This is a genomic window from Streptomyces sp. NPDC007164, from assembly GCF_040634135.1.
Classification (GTDB): Bacteria; Actinomycetota; Actinomycetes; order Streptomycetales; family Streptomycetaceae; genus Streptomyces; species Streptomyces sanglieri.
In genome coordinates this window covers 22,892-39,736 of record NZ_JBEYFB010000012.1, presented here as the reverse complement: position 1 = coordinate 39,736, position 16,845 = coordinate 22,892, and the positions used below count along the sequence as shown (strand labels likewise).

Annotated in this window: 18 protein-coding genes and 1 pseudogene; 10 read left to right on the top strand and 9 right to left on the bottom strand. The window is 69.8% G+C overall.

The features are described from left to right. Positions 1-143 precede the first annotated feature (143 nt). Positions 144-446, bottom strand: a complete 303-nt coding sequence (locus ABZ622_RS17665) for a hypothetical protein (protein ID WP_259935065.1) — start codon at positions 444-446, stop codon at positions 144-146. Between the two features lie 236 nt (positions 447-682). On the opposite strand from ABZ622_RS17665, the gene ABZ622_RS17660 reads away from it, so the two are divergent. From ABZ622_RS17660 to ABZ622_RS17650, 3 genes are all read left to right on the top strand, one after another. Beyond that, a complete protein-coding gene (locus ABZ622_RS17660) occupies positions 683-2,260 on the top strand; it encodes an MFS transporter (protein WP_360544034.1) in 1,578 nt (525 codons plus the stop codon). Further along, positions 2,257-2,934 (top strand): TetR family transcriptional regulator, encoded by a 678-nt coding sequence (locus ABZ622_RS17655; protein WP_360544032.1) that lies wholly within the window; start codon positions 2,257-2,259, stop codon positions 2,932-2,934. The genes ABZ622_RS17660 and ABZ622_RS17655 overlap by 4 nt, the downstream gene beginning before the upstream one ends. A 100-nt stretch (positions 2,935-3,034) precedes the next feature. Further along, complete coding sequence (locus ABZ622_RS17650) at positions 3,035-3,610, top strand: hypothetical protein (protein WP_360544030.1); 576 nt, start codon at positions 3,035-3,037, stop codon at positions 3,608-3,610. Positions 3,611-3,623: 13 nt separating this feature from the next. Here the strand turns inward: ABZ622_RS17650 and ABZ622_RS17645 are convergent, their stop codons facing one another. Beyond that, positions 3,624-4,232: a MepB family protein gene (locus tag ABZ622_RS17645; RefSeq protein ID WP_360544028.1), complete on the bottom strand. Its 609-nt coding sequence runs from the start codon at positions 4,230-4,232 to the stop codon at positions 3,624-3,626. A gap of 148 nt (positions 4,233-4,380) precedes the next feature. Here ABZ622_RS17645 and ABZ622_RS17640 point away from each other — a divergent pair, with 148 nt between their 5' ends. Beyond that, on the top strand, positions 4,381-5,220 hold the full coding sequence (locus ABZ622_RS17640; protein WP_360544026.1) for an alpha/beta hydrolase: 840 nt from the start codon (positions 4,381-4,383) through the stop codon (positions 5,218-5,220). Positions 5,221-5,377: 157 nt separating this feature from the next. Here the strand turns inward: ABZ622_RS17640 and ABZ622_RS17635 are convergent, their stop codons facing one another. Together ABZ622_RS17635 and ABZ622_RS17630 are read right to left on the bottom strand one after the other, a co-directional pair. Next, complete coding sequence (locus ABZ622_RS17635) at positions 5,378-5,932, bottom strand: NADPH-dependent FMN reductase (protein WP_360544024.1); 555 nt, start codon at positions 5,930-5,932, stop codon at positions 5,378-5,380. Positions 5,933-6,103: 171 nt separating this feature from the next. Next, positions 6,104-6,451: a hypothetical protein gene (locus ABZ622_RS17630; protein WP_360544022.1), complete on the bottom strand. Its 348-nt coding sequence runs from the start codon at positions 6,449-6,451 to the stop codon at positions 6,104-6,106. Between the two features lie 213 nt (positions 6,452-6,664). Here ABZ622_RS17630 and cpt point away from each other — a divergent pair, with 213 nt between their 5' ends. Then, entirely contained in the window at positions 6,665-7,186 is a 522-nt protein-coding gene (gene cpt, locus ABZ622_RS17625; protein ID WP_360544277.1) for a chloramphenicol phosphotransferase CPT, read from the top strand. Positions 7,187-7,276: 90 nt separating this feature from the next. On the opposite strand, the gene ABZ622_RS17620 is transcribed toward cpt, so the two are convergent. The 5 genes from ABZ622_RS17620 to ABZ622_RS17600 form a co-directional block, all read right to left on the bottom strand. Then, a complete protein-coding gene (locus ABZ622_RS17620) occupies positions 7,277-7,756 on the bottom strand; it encodes a GNAT family N-acetyltransferase (protein ID WP_360544020.1) in 480 nt (159 codons plus the stop codon). Between the two features lie 147 nt (positions 7,757-7,903). After that, entirely contained in the window at positions 7,904-8,845 is a 942-nt protein-coding gene (locus tag ABZ622_RS17615) for a hypothetical protein (protein WP_360544018.1), read from the bottom strand. Between the two features lie 378 nt (positions 8,846-9,223). Next, a complete protein-coding gene (locus ABZ622_RS17610) occupies positions 9,224-10,450 on the bottom strand; it encodes an MFS transporter (RefSeq protein WP_360544016.1) in 1,227 nt (408 codons plus the stop codon). A 209-nt stretch (positions 10,451-10,659) separates the two neighbouring features. Next, positions 10,660-12,129, bottom strand: coding sequence for a DUF4157 domain-containing protein (locus ABZ622_RS17605; protein WP_360544275.1), 1,470 nt, complete (start codon positions 12,127-12,129; stop codon positions 10,660-10,662). Between the two features lie 329 nt (positions 12,130-12,458). Beyond that, a complete protein-coding gene (locus ABZ622_RS17600; protein ID WP_124723327.1) occupies positions 12,459-12,770 on the bottom strand; it encodes a metalloregulator ArsR/SmtB family transcription factor in 312 nt (103 codons plus the stop codon). 292 nt (positions 12,771-13,062) lie between these two features. Between ABZ622_RS17600 and ABZ622_RS17595 the strand changes: the two genes are divergently transcribed. The 5 genes and pseudogenes from ABZ622_RS17595 to ABZ622_RS17575 all read left to right on the top strand — a co-directional run bounded on the left by ABZ622_RS17595 (position 13,063) and on the right by ABZ622_RS17575 (position 16,812). Continuing rightward, positions 13,063-13,410 (top strand): hypothetical protein, encoded by a 348-nt coding sequence (locus ABZ622_RS17595; protein ID WP_360544013.1) that lies wholly within the window; start codon positions 13,063-13,065, stop codon positions 13,408-13,410. Between the two features lie 190 nt (positions 13,411-13,600). Next, complete coding sequence (locus ABZ622_RS17590) at positions 13,601-14,581, top strand: hypothetical protein (RefSeq protein WP_360544009.1); 981 nt, start codon at positions 13,601-13,603, stop codon at positions 14,579-14,581. Between the two features lie 609 nt (positions 14,582-15,190). After that, positions 15,191-15,943 (top strand): DUF6879 family protein, encoded by a 753-nt coding sequence (locus tag ABZ622_RS17585; RefSeq protein WP_326742160.1) that lies wholly within the window; start codon positions 15,191-15,193, stop codon positions 15,941-15,943. Beyond that, positions 15,886-16,158, top strand: a pseudogene (locus tag ABZ622_RS17580) (helix-turn-helix transcriptional regulator); the annotation flags it as partial. The gene ABZ622_RS17585 and the pseudogene ABZ622_RS17580, both read left to right, overlap by 58 nt. A gap of 99 nt (positions 16,159-16,257) precedes the next feature. After that, positions 16,258-16,812 (top strand): DUF5753 domain-containing protein, encoded by a 555-nt coding sequence (locus ABZ622_RS17575; protein WP_360544273.1) that lies wholly within the window; start codon positions 16,258-16,260, stop codon positions 16,810-16,812. Positions 16,813-16,845 lie beyond the last annotated feature (33 nt).

Genomic DNA, 16,845 nt, shown 5'->3' with positions numbered 1-16,845 from the left:
TGCCTCTTACGGGAAGGCTGTCGCGTACGGGAAGGCTGTTGCGCACGGGGAAGTCGCCGCGTACGGGAAAGCCGCCGCGAGCAGGAAAGGGGCGGGGCTTGGGAGCCCCGCCCCTTTCCTGTACGCCTGTGCTTGCCAGGCTCTCAGGCGGCCCGGCGGGTGACCGCCCACGACGCGGCGGCCATGCTGCCCGCCACGGCGAAGACGGCGGGCCAGGCGCCGACCTTCTTGGCCAGCGGGTGCGAACCGGCGAACGCGGCGACGTACGCCGTGGTCAGCCCGACGGCCGCGCGCGGGCCGGCCTGCCGGTTCCACTCGTACGCGGCGACAGTGCCCGCGGCGGCGAGGGCGACCCCGCCCAGCGGCCGCTTCCTGGTCCACCGCGCGACGGCGTACCCGCCGACCAGCCCGCTCGCCGCCACCGCCGCTGCCGGAACCTTCGCCATCGCAGCCACCTTCGCCTTCTCGTCCGTGTAGTCCGGGCCCTGAGCCCGGGTCTCCGAGGCTAACGCGAGTCCCGGGATTCCGGTCGCCGAGGGGGTGCACAAGCGTTTACCCTGGGGGTGAACACGCGTGCACCTCCGTTTCCTGCCCTGAGCCGCCCGCCCGGCGCACCGTCGCGCCCCCTCCCGCACGCCGCCCTCGCACGACGCCCCAGCAGCCGAGCACCGTACGGAGAGCCATGCCAGCGGACATACCCGCCCCGACCACCACCACCGCCGCCGGGGCGCCGCATCCCCGCTTCGCCGTCGGTGTGCTGGCGTTCTGCGGTGTCGTGGTCGCGGTGATGCAGACGATCGTCGTCCCGCTGCTCCCACACATCCCGGCCCTCACCGGCGCGACCCCGGCCGCCGCGAGCTGGCTGGTCACCGTCACGCTGCTCACCGGCGCCGTCTTCACACCTGTCCTGGGCCGGGTCGGCGACATGTACGGCAAGCGCCGGGTGCTCGTCGCCTCGCTGCTGGTGCTGGTGGTGGGTTCGGTGCTGTGCGCGGTCAGTTCGCACATCGGCGTACTGATCACCGGCCGCGCCCTCCAGGGTGCGGCGCTCGCCGTCCTGCCGCTGGGCATCAGCATCCTGCGCGACGAACTCCCGCCCGAGCGAGTGCTGTCCGCCGTGGCGCTGATGAGTTCGACGCTCGGCATCGGCGCGGCGATCGGGCTGCCGGTCGCCGCCCTCGTCGTGGAGAACTTCGACTGGCACACCATGTTCTGGGTCTCGGGTGCGATCGGCGTCATCGACATCGTGCTGGTGCTGTGGTGCGTACCGGAGTCGCCGGTGCGCACCCGTGGCCGCTTCGACGCCCTCGGCGCGCTGGGGCTGTCCGGGGCCCTGGTCTGTCTGCTGCTCGCGGTCACCCAGGGCGCCGACTGGGGCTGGACCTCGGCCCGGACGGTCGGTCTGCTGGCGGCGGCCGTCGTCGTGGCGCTGATCTGGGGCGCGTACGAGCTCCGGGTGGTCTCGCCCATGGTCGACCTGCGGATCTCGGCCCGCCCCGCGGTCCTGCTCACCAATGTCGCCGCCCTGCTGATCGGCTTCGCCTTCTACGCGAACTCCCTGGTCACCGCGCAGATGGTGCAGGAGCCGAAGGAGACGGGCTACGGGCTGGGCGCCTCGCTCGTCGTCAGCGGTCTCTGTCTGCTGCCGGGCGGCGTGATGATGGTCGTGCTCTCGCCGGTCTCGGCGCGGATCTCCGCGAAGTACGGCCCGAAGGTCAGCCTGGCGCTGGCGGCCGGGGTGATCGGCTCCGGCTACGTGGTGCGGTACTTCACCAGCCACAACCTCTGGCTGATCATCGCGGGCGCGACGGTCGTCGCCTCGGGCACGGCCATCGCGTACTCGGCACTCCCGGCGCTGGTCATGCGCGGCGTTCCGGTGAGCGAGACCGGCGCGGCCAACGGCCTCAACACACTGATGCGGTCGATCGGGCAGGCGTTCTGCAGCGCGACGGTGGCGGCGGTCCTCGCCAACATCACGTTCCGGGTGGGTGGCAGAACGGCCCCGACGCTCCACGCGTACCAGCTGGTCTTCCTGATCGCGGCGGGCGCGGCACTGGCGGCGCTGCTGGTCACCCTGTGCCTGCCGGGCGGCCGTACCCCCGTGACGGGAGCGAAGGGCGAGACGGGCGGGACGGGCGAGACGGGCGGGACCACGGAGGCGGGCAGGACCGCCGGGGCGGGTACGGTCGGAGGGAACCGCGACGTCCCGGGCGACCGGAAGGACGGTGTGCGGACGATGCCGATCCAGGAGGGCGCATGATCAGCGGCCAGGCCACCGCACCGGGCTCTTCTCCGGCCTCGGCCCCGGGCCCGGGCCCGGGCCCTTCTCCGGCCTCGGCCGCGGGCTCTTCTCCGGCCGCGGGCTCGTCTTCGGCCTCGGCCCGGTCCGCCGCCGATCCGGGCAGCGGCAAGTACGCGATCCTGCGCGCCGCCCGCCGGGCGTTCACACAGCGCCCGTACGCCGAGGTCACCATCAGGGGGATCGCGGCCGACGCCGGCGTGAGCCCGTCCCTGGTGGTCAAGCACTTCGGCCGCAAGGAAGAACTCTTCAACACCGTCGCCGACTTCGGCCCCGCCGCCGCCGAACTCTTCGACGCTCCGCTCGGAGCCCTGGGCCGCCACATGGTGGTGACACTGGTGAACCACCGCCGCGAACTGCAGGCGGACCCGCTGCTGCGCGTCGTCTTCTCACTGGGCAACCAGGACGAACGCTCCCTGCTGCGCGACCGCTTCCACGAGCAGGTCACCGACGCACTGACCGCCCGCCTCCCCGGCCGCGAACGCGCCCTGCGCGCCGAACTGATCGCCGGCCACCTCCTCGGCCTCGGCGTCACCCTCAGCCTCCACCGCGAAGGCGCCGGCGCGGACGCCACCACCGAACACATCGCGGATCTGTACGCGCCCGCGGTGCAGTCGCTGATCGGCAGTCCCTGAACGACGGTTGACGCGGGCCCGTTGTGTTCCATGTGTTCCATCCTGGTGGGCGGGCTCGCCGGACATGTATGGTCTGGGCCAACCGGACGAGGGGGGCCTCATGTCCATCCGTTCCATCCGTACAGGTGCGCGCGGCGTGGCAACGGACGTGGTCACGGCGGTGGTTCTCGGCGCGTTCCTGGTGGGCTGCTCGGACGCCGGGACTTCACAGGGACTGGGCGACGACGTTCCCTACGTGGCGCCGTCGGTGAACGCCGCAGCCGCGTCCAAGGCCGCCGACGAGGCCGTCGCGGCGCAGGACGCCGCAGACGAGGCCAGTGCGGAGGCGGAGGCGTCCGAGGCGGCCGAGGCGGCGCGCAACAGACCGGAGGCCGTACGCGACGCCTTCGCGGGACTCCAGGCCACACTGAACGACAACTGCACCCCGGGGTCGCCGAACTGCGCCTACTTCCTCGGCCGGGTCCACGACGAACTGGTCCGCCTGGACAAGGCCATGAAGGCGGACGCCCAGGGCCCCGGCCACTTCAAGCAGCCGATCGCCGAGATCGCCGCCCTGCGCAAAACGCTGAACGGCGACACCTCCACGGACAACCTGGGGAAGCACCGCTCCGAACTGATCGGCACCCGCGACCGCATCAACACCTGGATGCAGGGCCACCCGGAGGACTACCGCTGACCGCCCGGCAACGTCACGGACGGTAGAGCGCCCGGCACCGGTCCGGGTCGGCCGGCTCGCCGTCCGGGACCGGCAGGAAGTACTCCACCTGCCACTTCTGCGTACGGCCGGCCTGGCGGTTGGTCGTCGTCACCCACGGCGGATAGACACGGAACCCGCGCTTCCCGCCGACGCCGTCCGTCGACACGATGTCCCGCTCGCGGAGCACGGCCCGCGGAAACACGAACTGCCCGGAACCGCCGGAACCGCCGGTGCCACCGCTGTCGTCGCCGACGCCGTCACCGGTGTCGCGGGTGCTGATGACGAAGAGGTCGACGGGATCCCCGGAGTCGTAGGGCCGGATCGGCCCACCGTCGGCGGACCGCTTCCACACCGTCACGAACTGGCCGACCTTGGTCGGGGTGGTCCGGGCCACCCGGAACCTGACGGCGGAGCCGTCCACGGTGAACCCGTGCGCCCCGTACTCGGCGCTCTCGGCCTCGGGCACCGGCCGCGAGCACACGAGCCCGCTCGGGTCGTAGACGAGCGCCTTCGCGGCGAGGAGGTCGGGGTGAAGGCGCGCGCCGTCCGGCCAGGGCTCGGGAGGCCGGGCATCGGGCGGGGGTGCGGAGTGTGCTGCCATTTCACCCATTCTGTCAGCGCCTGCCCGATCGTCGTGCCCCGGGCGGACAGCGGGGCGGGCGATGAGTTTCCCCGGCGGCCGGAGTCCTACCACTGTCACCACAACGGCGCCTTGACCGCGGGGCGCCGACCGAGGAAGGACCACCGGCATGCCCGCCACCCACACCCTCCGAGTTCCCGGCGCGCACCTGCACTACGAGGTACGCGGCGCGGGACCGCTCCTGCTGGTCATGGGGTCACCCATGGAGGCCGAGGCATTCGCACCGCTGGCGGACGCGCTCGCGAGCGACCACACCGTCGTCACCCACGACCCGAGGGGAATTTCCGGCAGCACCCTCGACGACCCCGACGAGGACACCCTTCCCGACCGGCGGGCGGACGACGTGGCAGCGATCCTGGACGCGCTCGGGGCCGATTCGGCCGATGTGTTCGGGAGCAGCGGCGGCGCGGTGACCGGGCTGGCACTCGTCGCCCGCCACCCCGACCGGGTACGGACGCTGGTCGCGCACGAGCCGCCCATCATGGAGATCCTTCCCGACGCGGCCGAACAGCGCGCCATGACCGAGGAGATCATCAAGGCCTTCCACGAGGAGGGCCAGGGCGCGGCATGGATGAAGTTCATGGCCGTCGCCGGATTCGTGACCGAGGACGGAGAGAGCGCGGAAGGCGCGGAAAGCGGCGAGAGTGCCCCCGACGGGCCGTTCGGCGAGCCCACGGAACAGGACCTCGCCAACGGCGCCCGCTTCTTCGGCCACGACCTTCGGGGCACCGCCCGCTACGTACCCGACATCGCCGCTCTGACGGCCGCACCGACCCGGGTCCTGGTCGGCGTCGGCGCCGAGTCGCAGGGCCTGATCACGTACCGGACGTCCACCGTCCTGGCGGAACTGCTCGGCACCCGCCCGGTCGAGTTCCCGGGCGACCACGCCGGTTTCCTGGGTGACCCGAAGGGCTTCGCCGATGCACTGCGAAACACACTGACGAGCTGAGAACGGGACAACGGGACGAGGACGGAGGGGGCGGGAGGCAGCCGGGCGCCGGGCGGGGCAAGCGGCGCGGGAACGACGCCGCGGGGATGACGGCGCGCGGATGGTGGCGAGGGGATGACGGCGCGGGGACGGTGGGGCGGTCCCGGAACCGGCCCGCCTACCCCCGCTCGACCTCCGCGGCGCGCCCCGTCAGCAGCCCGAGCACCTGCCCCAGCTGCTCGCGGGCGCCCGGATCGGTGATGACCCCGTCCGGCCCGACCGCGTCGCGGCCCACGGAGATCCGTACGCAGGCAGGCTCCACGATGTCCGCGCCGGTGTAGCCCAGCACCGTACGCAGCGTGGCCTCAGCGCCCTGGCCGCGCCCGGGTGCCGCGGCGTTCACCCAGGCGGTCGGCTTGTCGCAGATCTCGGTGCCGCCTACCGTCCAGTCCAGCAGGTTCTTGAACGCCCCCGGCAAGGTCCCCGCGTACTCCGGCGTGCAGACCAGGACGGCATCCGCCCCGTCGATGGCCGCACGCAGCTCCGCCACCGGACCCGGCAACGGATCCGTGTCGTCGTCGGGGTTGAAGTGCGGGAGCGCCGCGAGGCCGCCGTAGAGAACGGTCCGTACCTCCGAGGGAGCCACGGCCTGCGCGGTGCGCAGCACGGTCTCGTTGGAAGAACCGCTGCGCAGGCTTCCGGACAGCAGAAGGATCACGGGTGGTGTCGGCATACCCGCTCAACGTCCGAAGTCCGGACACCATTCCCATACCCCGCCCCCGTACACGGCCCCGACACGACCTCACCCCACCCTGCCCCGGTACGACACCACCCCGGCACGGGCGCGGGGCGGCTCGTACCGGGGTGGTGGTCGCGTGAAGTACGCGGTTGTGGTGCGGCGGGATCAGCTGAAGACGACCGAGCGGAGCTTCAGCCGACTGCTGGCGTGGCCACCGTTGGGCCGGAGGGTGAAGTGGTCGCCCTCGCAGTCGGGACCGGTGAAGACGGTCGCGCTGGAGTCGGTGAAGTTCTGCGGGGTGTGGGCGGGGTACGACGAGTTGGGGTCGGCGACCTCGGGCAGCGTGATGCACATCCGGCTCGGCGGGTCGAAGAGGAAGCCCACCTGCGGCGAGCCGTCGAGACCGGTGTACGTGTACGAGAAGTCCCCGGTGGCCGCGCCGGCCGAGGTCGGCACGGCGACGAGCAGCGCGAGCGCGCCGAAGGCGGCAGCAACGGTGGAACGAAGACGCATGGGGGGAACTCCTTGTGCGGAGGGTCGGAAACGGCCCAAGTCTGAGCCGTTGACCTGCGATTACGACCCCACATGGGGTCCCGTCACCCGGACGTGAGCTGCTGAATCGGTTCTGCCGACGGCCATGCGGGTCATGTACCGGTCCCACTGTGTTGACCGAGGTGCCCGACTGCCCACGCTGCCAGGTTCTACTGTGGCTCGGTGAAGACACAGATGATCGTGCTCAACGGCGGCTCCAGCTCCGGGAAGTCCAGCATCGCCCGGTGTCTTCAGACGGTGTTGCCGGATCCATGGCTGACGTTCGGGGTCGACACACTGATCGAGGCGATGCCCGCGTCCATGAGTGAGTCGGACGCGGGCATCGAGTTCGCCCCGGACGGCGCGGTGGCCGTCGGCACCGGGTTCCGTACGTTGGAGACGGCATGGATCGAGGGCGTCACCGCGATGGCCCGGGCCGGCGCCGGGATCATCGTGGACGAGGTGTTCCTCGGCGGCGCGGAGTCCCAGCAGCGGTGGCAGAAGGCGCTCGGCGGACTCGGAGCGCTGTGGGTCGGAGTCCGGTGCGGGAGCGCCGTCGCCGCTGCCCGTGAGATCGCGCGGGGCGATCGCGTATCCGGCATGGCGGCAGCACAGGCGGAGTCGGTCCACCGGGGCGTGACCTACGACCTGGAAGTGGACACGACGCGGAGCGAGCCCATCGAGTGTGCGCGGATCATCGCAGCTCACATCGTGTGACGGAGCGCGGCCCACCACCTCCACTGATCATTTCCGGCCACAGCACGGCGCATCGCAGCGCCACGCATCGCATCGCCACGCATCGCAGCACTACGCGTCGCCGAGCTCCAGCTCACCGACGACCTGGTCCCCGCTCGTCTCCCCGGTCAGCCGGAACCCGAGCTTGAAGTAGAACTGTTCGGGCCCGTGCTCACCGGGAACCCAGGTCACGGTCGCACGTGTCTGCCCCCGCCGCCGGATCTCCTCGCACACCGCTTCCACGGCGAAACGGCCGTATCCCCGGCTCTGTTGGCCGGCGGCGATGTTCAGTCGCCAGAGTCCGGAGCGCGGCCTGTTGGCGTTCGGGTCGTCCGGGTAGAACCGGATGTCGAAGAAGGCCATGACGAAGCCGACGAGCTGCTCTCCGTCGAAGATCAGCCGGGGCCAGGCGGTATCGGGTGTCGCGTAGGCCTGGGCGAGTGACCAGGCGACCGGCTTCACGAGTCCGTCCTGGTCGGGGCGTACTTTCAGTCGGCAGGCGGCCTCGACGTTGTCCGCCGTGACCTTTTCGAGTCGCAGTGATGAAGGCATGCGCGCAACCTATGGGCGGATGCGCCGCCGCATCGAACGGATATCCGCCCTCGCCGTCGCTGCCGCCTCACGGTCCACAACGCCGGGATGCCCGGTGCCGCCGGGGTGGCGGTACCGGGCATCCAGCGAACTCCTCTTGTACGGAGGTCAGTTCGCGGGGGCCTGGTAGAGGCCCCGGCCGGCGCGGTGGGCCCGGGAGGTGGCGACGAGCCGGTCCAGGGTGCTGCGAACGGTGTTGATGCCGTTGGGGGTGAGCTCGCGCCCCAGGGCCTTCGTCACGTCACGGGCGCGGACCGGCTTGTTGCCGGCCTCGGCGAGCACCTTCATGGTCAGCTCGGTGAGGCTGCCGCTGTCGTCGACGGCCGGTGCGGGGGTCGACGCGGCCGGGGCGGCTGCGGCGGTCGCGGCGGTCGCGGCCTTCTTCGGCGCGCTGGCCTTCGCGGGCTTGGCGGCCTTGGTCGTCTTGGCTTCCTTGGCCGGTGCGGCGGACTTGGTGTCCTTGACCGTCCGGGTCGCCTTGGTCGCCTTGGCGGGTGCGGCGGCCTCCGCGTCCTCGGCGCCCTTGCCGCCCTTGGCGTCCTTGACCTCCTCGACGGGCTTGGCGACGGCCTTGGCGACGGCCTTCTTGGCCTGGCCGCGCTGAGCCCTCGGCTTGGCTGCGGCCTGCTTGCGGCCCTTGGGTGCGGCGGACGCCTTGCGGGCGGTGCGGCGCGCGGGGGTGGTCGCCGCCTTCTCCTGCGGGTCCTGCGGGGCCTCCGCCTGGACGACGGAGTCCACGGAATCCTGCGCCTGCTGCGGAATCCGGGCAGCGGGAACGCTCGCCGCTCCGGCTTCGGCGGCAGCCGCGCTCTCGTCGTCCTCGGCCTTGACGTCCTCGGCCGCGTCGGCACTCACGGCGGGGGCGGTGGCAGGGGAGGCCGACAGGGCGCGCAGTGCGGTCAGCGCGGCACGCACCGACTCCAGGCGCTCGGTGACGGTCGCGAGTTCCTTCTCAAGGCTCTGCTGGTGCTGCTCAAGTCGGGGAAGTTCCGCCTCCAGCAGGGTAGTTGTGGCATCGATGGTGACCAAGGTGCTGGTCTCGGAGGTCATGTTGTCGCCCTTCTGTCCCGGCCGACCGTTGGTGACCGATGTATCGCAGGGTAAGGGGTGTTGTGTTGTGGCCGGAAATCGCCTCTCGATACGAACTGTTCAAGGGGCATCAGCGCACTGGCCGTCAGTCTCCCGAAAGTCCTGGCCCCGTGCCCAGCAGATGGCGTGGGAGGCACTCGTTTGGCGGCATCCGCCACCGCGCGGCAATCGCATCCTCCGCCCGACTTCACCGCACACAAGGAACGGGAACGGACGCGTCCCCCGACTCCGGGCGAGGAGTCGGGGGACGTTCGGTCAGCTCGGTCAGCTCGGCCAGTTCGGCCAGTTCGGCCAGTTCGGTCCAGTCGGTCCCTTCGGGCCCGACTGCGGCCCGGCCGTTCAGGCCCGGACCTCCCCGGCACTCGCGGCATCAGCAGGCTCCGACCGGTCGGCCTTCGCCGCACGCGGCTCCCCGCCGCGCTCCAGTCTCAGCCGCAAGCCCATGACGAGCAACGCGGCGATCGCGAACCCGGCTCCGGCCCAAGGCAGTTGACGGGCACCGTGCGTTGCCAGGACCCACCCTCCGACTCCGGTGCCCACGGTGATGCCGAGGTTGGAGAACGAGATGAAGAGGCTGTTGCCGAACTCGGGCGCATCGCTCGCGTCACGCCCCATCCAGCTCTGGCTCACGATGAGGCCGCCGGAATGCACGGCGCCCCAGACCAGGACCGCCGGAACCATCGGGGCGAACAGCGGGCCGACCGCGTAGAGGAGGACGTAGACCAGCAGGCACAGGACCGGGTAGGCGACCACGGTGCGGATGACGCTGCGTCGCAGCAGGCTGCCGAAGGCGAAGTTCCCGAGGATCATCACGATGCCGAACGCCATCAGCATGGCGCTGACCCACGTGCCGCCCATGTGCGTGACCTGACCCAGGTACTCCGCGAAGTAGCCGTAGACCGAGAACATCGCCGCGAAGATGAGCACGACCGACACGATGGTCAGCCACATCCGGGGCCGCTTGAGAACGCTCAACTGCGCACCGTACGAGGTCCGCCCGCCTTGCCCGGCCGGCATCGACGGCACGAACCGCAGAATGCCGAGGAAGGCGATCAGGTTGACGAGCGCTCCGAACCAGAAGGCCGACGACAGGGACAGATGTTCGGCGAGGTACGAGGTCAACGGCACACCGAACGCGAAGCCGACGGTGACACCGGCGAACACGGTCGTCGTGGCCCGGGTCGCGTCCTTTTCCGGTACCAGCCGCGCGGAGGTGGCGAGCGCGACCGCGAAGAACACGGGATGGAAGAGGGCCGGGACGATACGGAAGGCGAGCATCACCTCGTACTGGGTGGTGAGCGCGTAGACGGCGTTGGAGACGGCGAACACCGCGATCGCGGCGGCGAGCACCTTCTTGCGGTCGATGCCGGAGGCGAGCAGCGTGGTGAACGGCCCGGACACCGCGATGACCAGGGCGAACACCCCGACGAGCCAGCCGGCGGTGGACGGGGTGACGCCGAGCTCGGCCGACACCTGCGGGAGCACACCGACCATGCCCATCTCGGTGGTGATGATCCCGAACACGCCGAGGGCGAGTACGAGGACGGTGAGGGGGGTCTTTCTCATCGGAACGATCAGAACCTTTCAATAAATCTAGAAAAGTAGATGCATCGCATCGTGGGGATGGGGTGCATCGTGGGGATGGGGTGCATCGTGGGGATGGGGCACCCGGCCGGGCCCAGCCCTCGGCCAGGCGTCACGTATCGATGGACACGTGACGCAACACAGAGGCCGTGATCAATGGGCGGTCGGTCGGTCGGTCAGTCCGTACGTCGTCAATTCCCCTGGCTCTGTTGCCACCTCGGGAACACCGAGGTCAGGAACGCCTCGCCCCGGGACACACTCCCGGTGGAGTAGTTGCAGGAGAACGAGTCGGGCCAACTCGGGTTGAACTTGAGCAGCATGACCGTGGCGTTGCTCTGCGCGGTGGCCGCGTCGACGCCCAGCTTCTCCATCATCCAGGTGAAGACGGCGTTGCGGCGCTGCTCCTCGCGGACGACCGCGTCGCCGCCGCCCTTCACCCGGCCCGCAGCGTTCACGATTCCCGCGCGCTGCATGTCCTCCTTGAAGGAGACGCCCATCTGCTGCCAGTTCCCCTCCCACATGGCGCGGTTCGCCGCGGCCTGCTGCTTCAGCTGGTCGGCCTGCTGCTGTGTGAGGGGCGCGGCATTGCCGTTGGCCAGTTTCATTCCGGCGATGACGGTGGGGTCGAGCGACAGGTAGACGGACTCGCCGAACTGCGGGAACAGGGCGTCCCAGCTGGTCTTGTTCAGGACGTGGCCCTCGCTGGCGGTGGCGGTGATGTCCACGGCCCCGATGGGGTTGCCCTGGGAGTACAGGACGTAGTCCGGCCGGGTGGAGCCGAACGTCACCTGCGTGGCGAAGTACGTCCCCGCGGGGAGCGTGGGCTGTCCGGCGCCTTCCAGTCGGGCCTGGGCGACGGATTCGATCGCGTAACCGAACTCCTTGGAGATGCCCCCGCTCCGGCCGTTGGCATGGAAGTCCTGCCAGACCTCGACCCAACGCTTCGTGTAGCCGTCGTAGTCGCTGAGCGGACCCAGCTGCGGGGCGGTGGTGACGTAGTTGTAGGCCCACTCCACCGCCCTGTCCACGGCGCCGAAGAAGCCCTCGAACAGGGCCGTTTCGGCTGTGCCCGGAGTGCCTTCCTTGATCTTCACGATGCGACGCTGCAACTCGGCGTCACCGCCGACGTGTGCCCTGCCCGCCGGCTGTTCCGAGGCATGCTCGACGGACTGCACCGGCCCCGCGAGCGCACGGGAGGCGTTCGCTTCGGCCTCGCGCTCGAAGCGATCACCGGGGTCGGAGATCCGGAGCCCGGCCCCGTTGTCGGTGCCCGGGACCGGCCCCTGGCGCTGCTGGATCACATGGGTCAGCTCGTGGGCCAGGGTGTGCCGATCGCCACCGCCGGCACCGAGCACGATGTGACTGCCCGAGGTGTACGCATGGGCGCCCACCTCCGCGGCGGACGCGCGGGCGGCGCTGTCCGTGTGCACACGTACGTCGCCGAAGTCGGCCCCGAGCCGGCTCTCCATCTCCTGCCGCACCGCCCCGTCCAAGGGCCTGCCGGGCCTGCGCAGAACATCATGGACCGAGGAGCGCTGGACGGACGCCTCGCCCTCCTGCCCCTGCCCCTCCCGCTGCCGGAGCATCCGCAGGACGACCGCGTTGCCGACGCTCCGCTGCAGAGGGGAGAGCGACGGAGCCTGCGCACCGTCGACGCGCATCGACGGCGCCGCGGATGCGCCTTCCCGAGCGGACAGCTCGTCCTTCCGGCTCTCGGACTTCCGGCTTTCGTTCTTCCGGCTCTCGATGTCCGAGGCCGAGACACGGGCTCGCAAGTTCGCTCCTTCCGGCAGTTCTCGTCGACAGCGTTACAAGGTGCGGGCGGTGGCGGGGGAGCGCATCGGCAGGGACACGGCACAACACCGCCCGCCCAGAATGTCAGCCCACCCGGCCGCGCCGACAGACCCGGGAGGGAAGACCTGGGGGCATTCCTCGTGCCCCCTTCCCGCACCGGGCAGTCACGGCCCGAGCCGGAAGGGGATCGCGCGGCCTACAACTCGTCACGAACGTACGCGGCGAACTCGGCGATCACCGGCTCGTTGCGCCGGTAGTACGTCCACTTGCCGATGCGCTCCGAGACGAGCAGCCCCGCGTCCTTCAGCGTCTGCAGATACCCCGAGACCACCGACTGCGCCAGCCCGGCCCGCTTCTGGATGTCACCGACACACACCCCGATGTGGAATCCGAGCCCCTGCTGCCGGTAGGAGTCCTCGTCGAAGAACTTCTCCGGCTCCCTCAGCCACTGCATGAACTGCAGCCGCGCGGGATTGGCGAGCGCCTTGTGCACGGCCAGGGGGTCCATTGGTTCGCCTCTCCGAAGTGATGCATCTAGTTTTCGCGATATGTAGCGCCAAGTCAAGTCGAGAGACCCCCACCAGGTCGGCCACGGAGGCGCCGGCCGACCGGAGGCCCTGGGGCAGAAACCCCTGTCCCAGGCGCCGGCCCGCGACTAGGGTTGCTCAGGTCTCAGGCGACACACAGCCGCGCGACAGGCCCCACGGGCTTCACACGGCCGACCAGAATTCCCCGCCGGCTGCCGCAGACGGAGCCCCGTGACACGCACCGCGCACCACGTCCCACCTTCGCGGGCCACAATGACCTACGCCGACGGCCCGAACCTCCCCTGGCATTCGGTGACCCTGGGCGACCTCCGGTACAGCACCCGAAGCCTCACCGAGGCAACGTTCCAGGCCCGCAGGCCCGTCCCGCAGATCATCCGCCGCCGGGTCGACGTCTACCGCTTCCCCCGCCACAACCGCGACCGAGGCATCTCCCGCGCCTCCACTCTGGAAGAACGCCGATCCCGCCAACGCCTCCGCGCCCAGACAGGCATCCTCCGACGCCTGCTGAACACTCCCACCAGTGCACTCGCCCTCGAATCCGCAGACGCAATCGACATCCCCCCGCCGAAGCACCGACACGGCGCCCTCTGGCAGGCCTGACCGGGGTCGCTGCCCTCCGGGCCTCGGCAGAGGCGTGAAGTCCCGCACCCGTGGCGGGAGATGGAATCAGTGCTGTACGGTGACGATGTCATCACACTCCGTGTGCTCACGCGCGCATGGAGCGGCCCCCGGCGGTGCGCCAACACCAAATCCGAGGGCCTACACCACCAGTGGAACAGGACCACCGGAAATGCTGCGCCATGCTATCGCGCCGTCCGCGCGCTACACGAAGGCATCGAACGATGTCATCCGCCACCCACGTCTGAGCAGTGACGCGAAGATCATGCTGCTGTACGTGCAGAGCCTCCCCGACAACACCACCTTCAAGCCCTTGAGCGAGCTGGCCCAGAAGCTGGGCATCAAAGGCCGCGCGTACCAGAAGGCGAAGCAACAGCTCGTCGAGCACGGTTACGTACACGAGTGGCGCAGCCAGGGCGACGGGGGCCGCTGGCTCACCGAGCAACTGGTCGCGAACAACCCCCTGACGAGTGAGCGGGCGGGCCGCTTACGAACTGCCTCGTCGGCCACGACGCCCCTCTCCCCGCCACCGAGTACGCACTCTCCGACGGTCGGCGTACCGACTGCCCGGACGGCCGGTGACTATGAACCGGTAGAAGACCACAGCGATAAAACCACTCCCCACCCACCCTCCGAACCGAAGCGCCCGGCCTCGACAACGGCTCCGACGGCGGACCCGACCTTGCTGGCCCGAGCCGAACGGGTCCTGCTCTCCCTGCGCCACTCCCGCCGCGAACTGCACCTGGGCGTACGCGAGGCCGCGAAGCTGGCCGTCGAGGCGGTCAAGTGGCTGGAGCGCGGCCTGAGCGAATCCGACCTGCGTCAAGCCCTGCTCGCCGAACGCCCCAACGAGGGTGTGCGCTCGGCGGTCGGCTTTCTCCGCTACCGCCTCGCCCAAAAGCTCCCCGAACCCCACACGGCCTCCCGGTCCTGCGAACCAGCACGCCCCCGCGAACTCATCGAATGCCAGGGCCCGGGCGAGCAACACACCTTCCGCCCCCTGCTGGACGAGACGGAATGCACCCCCTGCCGCCTGGCCACAGCAAACGCCAGCTACGCCGAAACCCCCTCACCGGAGCCCGAACCCCTGCCGTGGCGAGAACGCTTCGCGCGGATCAACACAACACCGGCGGCTGCGCCGGCCGTGGGCTGATCGCGCACTGGCCGCATCGGGCCGGAACCGACCGAGACCTCACACGCGCACAACCACAGCGAACGACGTGCGAACGCGCCGGAAGCTCTTGTGTCCGCTGAGCCCGGTGTGGCGCATGCATTCCACATCGACGCTCGCGGAGTCTCCCGTCGAAGGTGCCGTGGCCCAGTTGCACCAGAGACATTCGGCTTCGAATGTGGTGTCAGTGTCGGGGTGCTCGGCGATGCGATGCGGCACGTAGCGGTACGCAGCGTGCGGACGGAGTGCTGTCACGGATGCTCCCTGTGGTGTCGCCGAAGTTCAACATTGCAGTCGGCGACCGCTGACCAGTTACCCGATCCGGCGGCCTCCTGGCGTTCCCGCGCGAGCGCTCTGCATACATCGCATCCGGGGGTGGGTTCGGGTGCCGCGAGGGGGTTCACCACGTGAACTGGCGCAGCCATCGTCGTCCTGGGATTGCTCACGAGGGGAAAGCTATGCAGGCGCAGCCGGAGGGGCGAGGCGGTATTCTCGAATATTCCCGCGTCGGCTCCAGCCATGCATCGACATTCCCGGCCGGCGGCGGAGATCCTTCAACCCGGAGTGTTTCCGAGCGAGAGGCGGGTCGGCATGGCACGCAGACTGCGGTTCAACGGCACGGGGAGCGGCGGCACGGGATGCCCGTCGCTCCACGAGGATCTCGAAAGCCGCGAAGTCATCGTTCACGGGCCGCCGCTCAGCGATCCAGAGGACGTGGCCCAGCTGCAGCACCTGTCGGAAGGCGAAGTAGCCGTCGTTGTGCCGCGCGAACTCCTGGTCGACTATGCGCCCAGGGACGTCACCCGCGCGGCGAGGATCATCGACCTGGACGAGTTCGAGAACCTGTTCAGGACGTTCAAGCACACGGCATGGCGGCTGGAGACCCGGCGGCGCTACGCAAGCGACGAAATCACAGACACATACCGCCAGTTCGCCGAGACCGGCAGCGTCGACTGGGACCTCGAAGACCCGTACTGCGCCATGATCCGAGCTCAGACGGAGCAGGGAAAGCGGGTCGAACGAGTCCGTATCGCCGACGACCCGCCGACCCCCGGCCAGCTTTACCTCCTCGACAACGCGAAGCGGAACACCGTCATCGGCGAGGACATCAGAAGTCTGCGGAGGGCCGACGCGGCACGGCTCGGCCTGCCGGAAGAGGACTTCTGGATCTTCGACTCGCGAATCGTGGCATGGTTGAACTTCGACCCCGACGATCAACTCGTGGACGTCGAACTCATCACGGAGCCGGCAGAAGTGGTGCGCTGCTCCCTGACCCGTGACGCGGCATGGCACCACGCACTCCCGCACGAGATGTTCGCGGCCGGTATCAGCCGGCTCGGCTGAAGGCATGCGCTGAACCGGTGAGTACGGACTATCAACAGGCACGGGCAGCCCTGGGCGCCAGGCTCCGGGAGCTCCGTGCCACGTGCCCAGGTGGGCCGCTCACCGGCTCGGAATTGGCCGCACGCCTCGGATGGGCGCAGTCCAAGATCAGCAAGCTTGAGAACGGCCGGCAAACCGCATCCCCCGAAGACCTACAGCTGTGGGCTGTCGCCACCGGCCGCCCAGACGTGTACGAGGAACTGCACGCCCGGTTACGCGGTTTCGAGTCGCACGTACGCTCATGGCGACGGCAACTCGCCTCCGGCCACCGCCCTGTGCAGGACACCTGGAACGAGCTGGTCACCGGTGCCACGACCATCCACGAGTGGGAACCGACCATGGTGTCGGGCATGCTCCAGACAGCCGACTACGCGCGCCATGTCTTCCTCAGGTACGCGGAGCTTCAGAACTCTGTCCGGGACACGGAAGAAGCTGTCCGCTCCCGAATGAAACGGCAGGAGTGGCTGTACCGCCCGGGCAAGCGGCTCCACGTCCTTCTGTGGGAAGCCACGCTGCACACCTTGATCTGCCCTCCCCGCGTACTCGCCGCCCAGCTGGACCGCCTGGTCGGCGTCATCGGCATGGACACCGTCCACCTCGGAATCGTCCCCTTCCACGCAACGGTGAAGGTCCCTCCGTCCAATGGCTTCTGGTGCTTCGACGGCCGCCTCGTGGTCACCGAGGACTGGCACGCCGAACTGTGGCTGGACGACACCGACACCATCACCACGTACCAGCGGGTGTGGCAGGCCCTGAGCGAATCCGCGGTGTTCGGAGCCGAGGCACAACACACGATCGCTCAGGCCCGCCGGAGCATCGACGGTCGCTGACGGTCGCTGACGGCCGGGCGCCGAGCTCGATCG